The organism is Bradyrhizobium centrolobii (genome assembly GCF_001641635.1).
GTDB lineage: Bacteria > Pseudomonadota > Alphaproteobacteria > Rhizobiales > Xanthobacteraceae > Bradyrhizobium > Bradyrhizobium centrolobii.
The window spans coordinates 74605-84752 of sequence record NZ_LUUB01000042.1 but is presented as its reverse complement, the minus strand read 5'-3'; the positions used below and the strand labels follow the sequence as shown (position 1 = coordinate 84752).

Below are 10148 nucleotides of genomic sequence, written 5' to 3'. Positions count from 1 at the left end.
TAGGGTCTGTACCTAATTAGCGCGCTCTGATTCTCTTGCACCCGAACTGATTCGGCACGGGGGCTTTGATGCGCAAGGGGCTGTTCTGGCTCAACGACAAGCAGTGGGCTCAGATAAAGCCGCATCTGCCAACGAACCAGACCGGACCGGAGCGCGAAGATGATCGACGCATCATCAGCGGTATCATCCACATGCTTCAGTGTGGCGCGCGCTGGCGCGATTGCCCGCCCGACTTTGGTCCTTACACGACGATCTACAATCGGTTCAATCGCTGGGCCAAGCGCGGACATTGGCAGGCGATCTTTGAAGCGCTCGCCCGCTGCGGCAAGGATGGCGTGACTTTGTCCATCGACTCCACCTCGATCAAGGCGCATCGCTCGGCGAGCGGCGGAAAAGGGGGGAACATGAACAGGCGATCGGCCGCTCGCGCGGCGGGCGGACCACGAAAATCCACGCGCTGAGCGACCCTGATTGCAAACCCTGCGCATTTCATCTCACTCCGGGCCAGGACGCAGATATTGCCGCAGCGCCGGCCCTTTTGGAACTCGCGCCGCCCATGTCTGCCCTCATTGGGGACAAAGGCTACGACGGCGACGGCTTTCGCGCCGAAATCGTCAATCGTGGCGCCAAGCCCGTCATTCCAAACAAATCCAACAGGGTGACCTTCCACAACTTCAGCAAGCGCATCTATAAAGGGCGCAATGTTATCGAGCGTTGCTTCTGCCGGCTCAAGGATTTCAGGCGTGTCGCAACTCGTTACGATAAACTCGCCAGAAACTTCTTGGCTGCCGTCCACATCGCAGCCATCGTCGCCTATTGGATCAATTGAGTCTGGACCCTAGCGATGGCGCTCCCGCGACCAGGGAAGCGTCGGCTCGCCCTTGAGGCGCAGCGCCCGATGTTCCTGTTGGACGGAGGTTCTGTTCGAGCGCGAATTGCGTTGGCAGGCGCAAGGCTCAGAGAGTTTGGAGTGGCTCTTTTTCCAAAGGCTGCATCGCGGCGGCGGGGAAACCTCGTGGAAGCGCTGCGGGCGCGAAGCGAGGGCGACCCGCTACCGCGGCTAGAGGGATTGAATCAGGCTGATCTCGAAAGCAAGCGGGGGGTGATCATCTTTCTGCACGGACTCATGTCGAGTGACACAGGAACATTCGATCACCTGGTCGCCCGCATCAAGAGCGATAACGCCTTACCTGACGTCCACCTCGTGGCATGGCCGCACGACACGCTTGCTCGGATCAATGTGAATGCCCAGGAGCTTGCCGAGTTAATTGAGAAACGGCTCGGATCGAGCGGCTTACCCCTCCTCTTTGTCTGCCACTCTCGAGGCGGACTTGTTGCAAGGGCTACCGTGGTGAAGCTAGTAAATGGCAACCGACGCTGGGCGGAGCGCCTGAGAGGAGCGGTTACATTCGGCACTCCACACTTGGGCGCCGAACTGGCCGAACGAGGCGACGAATTCTTGGGGAAGCTGTTGCTCCTCAAAACCATTCAGCAGACCGGCAAGTCCGTTCCGCTGGTTGATGCGCTCTTGGCCGTACGCAAGCAGAAAGCTATCGAGGGCGTTAGCGATCTGCGGCCAACCAGCAATCGTGGCGAGTTCTTGTACGGGCTGCGAGAGGACGAAGCCAAACAGGCAGGCGGCGCAGGCAGGCGAGTCTTGCCCATGTTCGTCGTGGGCGGTCGAGCAGAACCTGTCGGAACAGCTGGGTGGCTATCGCGTCGCTTCTTCGGCGGTGAGCCGAATGACCTAGTGGTGGCCCTTTCGTCGACATCTCCGGCGTCCATGCGCCCTTCGAGCCAGACGGCAACAGACCATTTCAGCTACTTTACCTCTCAAGAAATGAAAAAGAGCCACATACCAGCTCTTGATTACATTATCGCCGCGTTCAAGCCTCACTCAAGGACCCAACGACAGGAGCCGCGCGTTGCCGTCAAAGCAACTCGTGCCCGTAGAACGTCGCCCGGTCCTGGCGCGGAAGCCGCCGCGGTAGTTCCAGCGTCAGGGGCGAGGCCTCGTCGCCCGGAGGCAACGCATTCCAGCCGAAATTGACCGGCTCCAACAAGCGCACTGGCGCGACAATAGCACCGCAGTCGCTCGCTCTATCGGCAATTCTGTGCAGCCCCTTCGTGTGCGCGAGCCCAACGATTTTACTGGGGCATTCGAGACAATGGATCGTGAGCCGCCAGACGCGATCGTGATGCCCGACACGCTGACCATTCTCAACCCATGGCGCTGATCGCAAGGAAAGCTTCAAGCGAGCTGCCGCCTTGGTCGATCGCATCTTCAAAGGTGCGAACCCTGCCGACTTACCGTTCGAGCAGCCGACACGTTACTTGTTCGTGATCAACCTTGGCGTCGCGAAGGCTATGGCCTCAGATTCCGCCTAATGTGTTAGCGCTTGCCGATCGAATAGCCTCCGGATGTCCGTTCGTGACCCTTCGGCGACCTCCAGCGATGTCCGCTTTTGTGCCGCTGTTGAGGGATGAGCGGACATCAGGAGCGCTCAGGCCGTAGAACGGCAGCTACATCTCAATCACTCTCTGGCCGCATGGGTATCGTACCAACCGGGCGGCGGGAACTGCGTCGCCGGATTCAAGTATCGTTTAGAGCCCTTGAGACGAAACACCTTCTCTTGAATCTTGCCGACCATGTTGAACATGCTTTTTGCGCCGCCACCGAACAATCCAAGATCTCCATTGATCGCATATCCACGAAAAATGCTCTTGTAGAGTTCGATGGCTTCAAGCGCGCTTACCCATGTTCCGGGCAACTCATCTCCGAAAAGGCCGCTGCTTCCGTTCTTGAACCGCCAATCGACAAACTTTCCTTCTTTCGGAATCGTTGGGCATGTCTGCATGGAGACAAGTGACTGATCCATTATTCTGTATTTGCGGTATCCCAGCTTTTCGAATGTCTCGAACTCTTCAATAAGCTTTTCCCAGCTCGTCTTGTCAGATTCAATGGATACGAATTTTGGCAGCTCGGAAAGTCCCTCCAGAGAGGCCAGCGCTTCGAGGTCATTGCCTTCAATGTCGATTTTGCAGTATCGCGGGACACCGTGCTGCTTGAAAATGTCCGCCAGTTTCGCAGCGGGTACCGTCAACGTCCGTCCCGTACCTGCGCCAAATCTCCTGTTTCTTTCGGACCAATCCGGATTGGTTGTTCCCCACTCCGAAACACGATCGTCAGCATAAAAACTGACGTTCCCAGGCGAGTTCGAAACTGCAACATTGACCACCGACAGCGCGCCGGACTTGACGTGTTCCGAGAACCGGTTGGCGATGGAATTGCAGAATTCCGGCATCGCCTCTATGGTGACAACGCGAAATCCCTTTCTCAAATAGAATTCGGTATCCTCGCCCTTGTGGGCGCCGACGTCGTAAATGAGGGTCTCGTCCATGGCTCGTCCTTTTTGTGCGCCCGAAGGCCCAAGGGTCGAAGGTGGCTAATCCTGGTGAGGTCGCGTTCGTCAACGCCGCGGCTTGGGCCGCGATCTCTCACGCCGACGACGCAGCGAATTTAAGTGATGCTGGGACGCAAGCCGCCGACATCAATGCCGCGCAGCCTGCCCCGTCTCGCAGAAGCGGAACAGAGCAAGCACGAGATCGCCACCGAACTGGTTCGATCTCGCGACCACGAGCACCATCCCTGGGGAAAGTGACAATTAAGGGGCTGCCACGCGCCGGGACGTGCCTCTCGTCGTCATCCTCGTTGCCCAAGCGACAAAATTGCAGCAAGAGATGTGCCACATTCTTGTGAAGCCGATTACAGAAATCATCCCTTCCAGCCTCTGGTGAACGGCACCGCATGGCCGCCCCTGTCATGCCAGTTCGAGACCGGAGCCACATTCGGTTGGCCGCAATAAGAGAGACCCCGGGGCATCACCCCGGGGTTTTTCATTTGATGATGCTGGCCTTCCAGCGCTTCTTGACGTGTATATTCGTGCACGAATTCCACGATCGCGCCGTGGTGATGAGCGACCGGCAAATCGGGGGATTTAGGCTGTGAGGCGCGGACGCGCGTCGAGCATCACGTCGTCTAATCTGGGGCGATAAAAGTGATGTCGGCTTCTGAGGGTAGAGCGGAAATCTTCTGATCGGTTAGAGCATTACTGCTGGTGACCCTTCCGCGACATGGACAACTGGATTTGCCGTGATGCAAAACCACGCTTCCCTTCAGGGGATACGCCCTTCATCCGGCACAGCCAATGAGATAGGTTGGGCCGTATTCATCGCGAAGATCTTCTCGAATTCGAGACGCATTGTGCCGTGGCATTCGCACGCCGCGGCCGCGAGCCGCAACCGGTCGATCTCGATTTGGCCTCGTCGATCAGATTTGATCGCTCCCGATGCGCGCAGATCGCGCATCAGGAGCGTCACCGTCGTTCGTCGCACACCGAGCATTTGCGACAAGGCCTCCTGGGTGAGCGGAAGTACGTCGTGGTCGATGCAGTCGCAAAAATGGAGTAGCCACCGGGCCATGCGGTCTTTGACCGGATGCAGCGCATTGCAAGCCGCGCCCAGCTGAAACTGCATCAGCATTGCCCTGCCGTGCATCTGGACCGCGTGCCGGATCGTAGGGCTCCGGTTGAAAGCGGCGTGAAATCGCGACGCGGGGATTCGCGAGGCGGTGCCCGATGCACGAACGACCGCGGTAGTGGCCGAAGGTGACGGCCCGAGCACCGAAAGAAGGCCAAGTGCCCCCTCGCGCCCGACTACGGCGGTGTCGACCGTCTGCCCGTCCGCCATGTCGATCATCAGCGAGATGGCGCCGCTGCGAGGGAAGAAGACATAGTCGATCTCGTCCCCCGCTCGCGCAAGGATCGCGTCCTGATCGAGCGCGACCGTCTCCAGCGCGGGCCGCAACAGATCGAGATCCGATACCGGCAGTGTTGCCAGAAAGCAGTTACGCATTCCGTCCGAACGCGTCACTGCAGATGACCCGCGGTGAGGCATCCTCCGCCTTCTTCATTCCGGGCGGTGCGGAACGGCGGCCTTAACATATGTTCAGATCTGCTTTCGCTACTCGCGCTGAGATCCAACTCACTCGCAAACTCGGATATTCCAACTGTACGTCGGCTCAAGCTTGAGTCCTCATAGACACGAACGGATCAATTTTAGGGGGCCCGCGACATGAGCGCGGCGAGTAAGGGAAGAGAGTCAGTGCAAATGGCAGTATCGGTGCAGTTGCAGCGCGAAAGTACGGAAGCTGCAAAAGGTGCTCTTCTCCACCCGCGTTGCGTAGCACCGATCTTCGGTTCCACTCATGTCGAATATGAGGGGCAGCCAGCCTTTGGCGCATTCCGGCCGTCATGCAATTGTTATACTTGGACCAGCGCGTTCGTCGATCGGGACGCTTGGGCGGCGAACAGTTCTGACAGGGTGGCGGACTAGCCGTTCCGCGCGTTGGGACGGCGTTCTGATCGCCAAGGGTCAACAGATTTCGCTCGCTTCCGGAATGGCCCAAGGCCGACATGTGGCCATGTCGGCTTCAACGTCGCCTTGCGAGAGTGAAGCGGACGCGACGAAATTATCAGTACACGCTCTATAGCCGTTTGATCGCAGCGACCTCGCTGCCTGCTTGCCTGATGCGCGCGATGGCCGGCTCGGTCGCCTCGATCACCGTCGCCATGTGATACGCATTGGCGTGAACCATGGTGCTGCCGTCGCGCACGATCGCGACGTGGCCCTTCCAGAAGATCAGGTCGCCGCGTTGCAGCTTGCTTGCCTCATCCGGCGCGAGCGCGCGGCCAAGGCCGGCCTGCTGCATGTCGCTGTCGCGCGGGCAGCCGATGCCCGCTGATGTCAGCGAGACCTGGACGAGGCCGGAGCAGTCGATGCCGAGGCTGCTCTTGCCGCCCCAGAGATAGGGCGTGCCGACGAAGCGCTCGGCGACGGCGACGAAATCGGGCTCGCGATGATCGAGCGCGGCAAGATGCGCCTTCGGCAGATATGTCCCGTCGCGCGTCACGGCGAAGTTGCCGTCCTCGCGCGTCACGAGGATCTTCGATCCCAGAACGAGCGTATCGGCCGGCGCTAGCTTGATCGAGGGACCGGGAAAGGCGAACGTTCGCAGCGCGCTCACTTTGTGCGTCGGCACGCCTGCGGGCCGCGCCAGCGCGGCATCGGGTAGCCAGCCGACATAGCCGTCGCCGACGAGCTGGCCCCAGGCCCAGCCTTCTCCGTTGCGATCGTAGATCGTGACGCGTTCGCCGCGCAGCGCCTCTGTCATCAGCATCGCGTCCGATGACGGGCGTTCACGCACCGGTGCGATGGCCTCGATCACCTCGAATTCCTCGCCGGTGACGAAGCGATCCGCCTGAACCTTGCCTTCGAGATATTTTGCGGCGAGGTCGCCCCGCGCCGGCGTCAGCCGCGGATCATGCATAGCGCTCGCTCAGCAATGTGTAGAGGGCACGTGCGGCCTGGCATTCGCCGCCTTCGGGCCGCGCCGGCTTTGCCGACGGGGTCCAGCCGTAGATGTCGACGTGCAGCCAGCTCTTCGCCTGCTCGACGAAGCGTTGCAGGAACAGCGCGCAGGTGATCGAGCCGGCAAAGGTGCCGGACGGTGCATTGGTGATGGTAGCCGCCTTGGAGTCCAGCCACGCATCGTAAGCCGGCCACAACGGCATGCGCCACAACGGATCGTTCTCCTTCACCGCGCAGCGCGCGACGTCGGCGGCAAGCGCCTCGTCATTGGTGTAGAAGGGCGGAAGATCCGGTCCCAGCGCGACGCGCGCCGCGCCGGTGAGCGTGCCGAGATCGATCAGCAGATCCGGCTTCTCCTCGTCGGCCAGAGCCAGCGCATCGGCGAGCACCAGCCGACCCTCGGCATCGGTGTTGCCGATCTCGACCGTGATGCCCTTGCGCGAGGGGAAGATGTCGAGCGGACGGAAGGCGTTGCCGGAGACCGCATTCTCCACCGCCGGAATCAGCACGCGGAGCCGGACCTTGAGCTTCGCATCCATCACCATGCGCGCCAGCGCCAGCACGTTGGCGGCGCCGCCCATGTCCTTCTTCATGATTAGCATGCCGCTCGACGGCTTCAGGTCGAGCCCGCCGGTGTCGAAGCAGACCCCCTTGCCGACCAGCGTCACCTTGGGATGTGCGGGATCGCCCCAGCTGATATCGATCAGCCGCGGTGCGCGGTCCGAGGCCATGCCGACCGCGTGGATCAGCGGAAAGTTCTGCGCCTTCAGATCCTCGCCAATCGTGCAGGCAAAGCTTGCACCGAACTCGGCTGCGAGCGCCTGCGCGGATGCGGCCAGCTCCTCCGGCCCCATGTCGTTGGCCGGTGTGTTGATGAGGTCGCGCGCCAGCATGGCGGCCTCGGCGATCCGGTCGATCTCGGCCGCGTCGATGCCGGGCGGCGGCGTCAGGCGGACGTCAGGGCGATCCGCCTTGCGGTAGCGGGCGAAGCGGTAGCTGCCGAGCGCAAAGGCGAGCGCCGCCAGTCGTGCATCGTGCGGTGCATTGGCAAAACGATACGTGCCCGGCGGCAACAGGCCCGGCAAGGCGCCCGGCCGGAACGGATCGCGCGATCTGGCGCCATCCTCCTCGAGGCCGAACAGGATTTGCGCGATCGCGCCATCCGGCGCGGGCAGCGCAAGATAGGCCCCCGGCTTGGCGGCAAAGGCGCTGGCGGTGGCGAATTGGCGCTGCGCCGGCGGCAGCGTCTCACGAACTGCATCCCAGCTCGATTTGGTGACGAAGGTGATCGGGATGGCGGTCGAGGACGTCTCGAAGACGGAAGGCATTGGCAGGTCCGGATCGTCAGATCAAACAGGTGATGTGGCGGCCAAGAGACTTCGCAGAGTTTTGCCGCGCCTGCAATCGGCTTTGCGATCACCGCTCGGCGAGCCGCTACTCGCATCCGAGGCGTCATGCTAGGTTCCGTGCAGCAGTCACCTGCGGCACGGTCTGTTGCCGGCGGCTGCAAGAGCAAGCGTGCCGGGAGGAGATGCAATGGACGTTGTGTGGAGCGTGGTCACATTCATCGGACAGGCCATCGAGGCGGTCTTCAGCTATGTCGAGCACCACCACTGGATCTTCGCGTTCCTTGCCGGCGGTTACGTCTTCTATCTTCACGATCGCTCCGTGCATGCACGGTTCGACGCGCTCGACAAGCGCTTGGACGAAATCCGCAAGCGTCTCGCCATCGAATATTGATCGGACCTCGCGAAACCAACGGCGGATCGACCCGTATCGCTGCGGCGGGAACGGCCGTTCACGGGAAGCCGGCCAGCAAATAGCCGCAGGGCTTTTACTAGCGCTGCGGTTGTGGCATCGTTGCTGGAGATTTGAGATTGTGGCCGCGCGGTTCTGCACGCGTCGAGCGCAGAAACGGCGGCATCCGATCGATGCCGATTTGAAACGGTTCGTCGAAGGCATTTTTCTCTTCGTTTGGGCGGCGCAGCATTGCACTGAGGCGGCGCAAAATGGATAGGTCATTCGTTATTGCGCAGATTTCCGACCTGCATCTGGATGGGTCAGGCCGGCTGCTTCCCACCATCGAGGCCCTTGGCGCTGCGATTGGCGAGCGGATGGCGGGCTTTTCGGCTGTTCCCGACCGCGTCCTGCTCATGACCGGCGATCTCGTGAACGACCCGACGCCGCGCGCGCTCGACGAGGTGCTCGCGGTCATCGCCTCATTCCGGCAAAGCGGCCTGTTCACCGACATTCAGGCGATCGCCGGCAATCACGATGTCAAGCGCCCGAGCCGGGGTAGCGGCCGGCACGATGCCTACGACTACCTGCATCTGCCGCGGACGTCGAAGAGCGTCTACTACCGCCAGTCCGGCCTCGACCTGGTGCTGCTGGATTCCAACAGCGCAAGCCTCACCACGCTCGCCAACGGCACGATCGATGAAAGTGCCTACAGCGCGATGGTCGCGCAGTCCGCGCGGCTGAGCGTCGAGCTTGCTGGCAGCCTGGGCTCGGCCGGACGCCCCGACTATGCCGAGCCCGCGGACAACCTGGTACGCGTGCTGGCGCTGCACCATCATCCGCTGCCGCAAGCGACCGGTGAGGGAAAGCGGTTTCTCGGCGCCCCGGACGAGCCGCTGATGTATCTCGCCGCGCCAGCGACCTTTCTCGAAGCCGCCACCTCGCTCAACGTGAGCCTGGTTCTGCACGGTCACCGGCACGTCGAGGGTCTTGCCCGCTATTCGATCCCCGATCCGCGTGCCACGCGGAGCGCGGGCGGAGAGGAGTTCTGGTGCACGATCTACGTGCTCTCCTGTCCATCTTCGACCGGGCAGGGCGGCGACGATGCCGGCTTCAACATCATTCATTTCGGGCCGTCGCCCGACGCAAGCGGGTCGCAATACCGGTTTGCGATCGCCCGATATTCGCGGCCGCGCGACGACGATGTCTTCAGGCCGCTCGATAGCAACCTTCCGGACGGCATCATTCGGCTTCCGGCGGGGCGCGACTTCTCCCGCGATCCCGCCCTCCAGTCGGCGATCGAGATCGCCTCATGCGCGACGCTGACGCGGGATCAGCTCGTGGCCCTGGTCCCCCGGCTGCTGGCGCGGCGCGCCTTCTACGACGACGGCGAACATAGTTGGGCAAATGCGCTCTACACCTATCTCGTCACATCCCGGGTCTGGGGTGATCTCGACGGCAAGTTCGCAAGGTCAGGGCGCGAGCATGAGGCCAAGGCGCTGATCGCGGCGGGGCAGCTGCTGAGCCGATTGATCGAGCAATCGGCGGATGTGCTCGGCATCGATCGCGACGAGCTCGACGAGCTCCGCGCGAACCGCCTGATCAATCGTGCCGACCTGCTGCGCCAATTGCGCAGGATGCCGCGCGAGGGCGTCGACGTGCAGCAGCATGCCCGGCAAAGGCTGCAATTGCTACGAGACCTGAACGATCAGGTGACGGCACTCGGTCTCGATCTGGACTTGGGCGGCGCTGCGCCCGCAGAAACGCCGCTCTGAGGCCCGGAGATCGCCGTTAACCCGCCGTTAGGGTTAACAGTCTATTGCTGGCGCGTTCGGCTCGATCAATCGGCTCTAGAGTCAAGGCGGCATGCGTCAACGGTTCAGTCTAGCCCGGCTTCTTGCGTCCACCTCGCTGGTCGCGGCGCTGGCAGTCAGCCTCGGCGGCTGCACGGCCATGTCGAAGCTCTCCGACGTCACCGGCTC

Annotated in this window: 8 protein-coding genes and 1 pseudogene; 5 read left to right on the top strand and 4 right to left on the bottom strand. The window is 61.8% G+C overall.

The genetic code is table 11. From position 1 onward, the window contains the following. Positions 1-68: 68 nt before the first annotated feature. Together AYJ54_RS47080 and AYJ54_RS11720 are read left to right on the top strand one after the other, a co-directional pair. Positions 69-829 (top strand): IS5 family transposase gene (locus tag AYJ54_RS47080; RefSeq protein WP_430641378.1). Its coding sequence is split into 2 segments (ribosomal slippage): positions 69-425 and positions 428-829, totalling 759 coding nucleotides; the frame shifts between segments, so codons are not numbered across the junction. Between the two features lie 240 nt (positions 830-1069). After that, on the top strand, positions 1070-2050 hold the full coding sequence (locus AYJ54_RS11720; RefSeq protein ID WP_161491840.1) for an esterase/lipase family protein: 981 nt from the start codon (positions 1070-1072) through the stop codon (positions 2048-2050). A gap of 484 nt (positions 2051-2534) precedes the next feature. Here AYJ54_RS11720 and AYJ54_RS11715 read toward each other — a convergent pair whose 3' ends face one another. The 4 genes from AYJ54_RS11715 to AYJ54_RS11695 all read right to left on the bottom strand — a co-directional run bounded on the left by AYJ54_RS11715 (position 2535) and on the right by AYJ54_RS11695 (position 7757). Then, positions 2535-3401, bottom strand: a complete 867-nt coding sequence (locus AYJ54_RS11715) for an FkbM family methyltransferase (protein WP_063699071.1) — start codon at positions 3399-3401, stop codon at positions 2535-2537. Positions 3402-4176: 775 nt separating this feature from the next. After that, positions 4177-4932 (bottom strand): Crp/Fnr family transcriptional regulator, encoded by a 756-nt coding sequence (locus AYJ54_RS11705; protein WP_063699069.1) that lies wholly within the window; start codon positions 4930-4932, stop codon positions 4177-4179. A 613-nt stretch (positions 4933-5545) separates the two neighbouring features. Beyond that, a complete protein-coding gene (locus AYJ54_RS11700) occupies positions 5546-6388 on the bottom strand; it encodes a C40 family peptidase (protein ID WP_063699068.1) in 843 nt (280 codons plus the stop codon). Then, complete coding sequence (locus AYJ54_RS11695; RefSeq protein WP_063699067.1) at positions 6381-7757, bottom strand: leucyl aminopeptidase family protein; 1377 nt, start codon at positions 7755-7757, stop codon at positions 6381-6383. The genes AYJ54_RS11700 and AYJ54_RS11695 overlap by 8 nt, the downstream gene beginning before the upstream one ends. 208 nt (positions 7758-7965) lie before the next feature. Here AYJ54_RS11695 and AYJ54_RS11690 point away from each other — a divergent pair, with 208 nt between their 5' ends. The 3 genes and pseudogenes from AYJ54_RS11690 to AYJ54_RS53975 all read left to right on the top strand — a co-directional run. After that, entirely contained in the window at positions 7966-8169 is a 204-nt protein-coding gene (locus AYJ54_RS11690; RefSeq protein ID WP_063699066.1) for a hypothetical protein, read from the top strand. Positions 8170-8438: 269 nt separating this feature from the next. Beyond that, positions 8439-9941, top strand: coding sequence for a metallophosphoesterase family protein (locus AYJ54_RS11685; RefSeq protein ID WP_063699065.1), 1503 nt, complete (start codon positions 8439-8441; stop codon positions 9939-9941). A gap of 91 nt (positions 9942-10032) precedes the next feature. Beyond that, positions 10033-10148 (top strand): annotated as a pseudogene (locus tag AYJ54_RS53975) (tetratricopeptide repeat protein); the annotation flags it as partial.

Coding starts and splice junctions, on each gene's coding strand:
- AYJ54_RS11715 (WP_063699071.1), bottom strand. CDS start 3,401: ATGGACGAGACCCTCATTTACGACGTCGGCGCCCACAAGGGCGAGGAT.
- AYJ54_RS11700 (WP_063699068.1), bottom strand. CDS start 6,388: ATGCATGATCCGCGGCTGACGCCGGCGCGGGGCGACCTCGCCGCAAAA.
- AYJ54_RS11695 (WP_063699067.1), bottom strand. CDS start 7,757: ATGCCTTCCGTCTTCGAGACGTCCTCGACCGCCATCCCGATCACCTTC.
- AYJ54_RS11690 (WP_063699066.1), top strand. CDS start 7,966: ATGGACGTTGTGTGGAGCGTGGTCACATTCATCGGACAGGCCATCGAG.
- AYJ54_RS11685 (WP_063699065.1), top strand. CDS start 8,439: ATGGATAGGTCATTCGTTATTGCGCAGATTTCCGACCTGCATCTGGAT.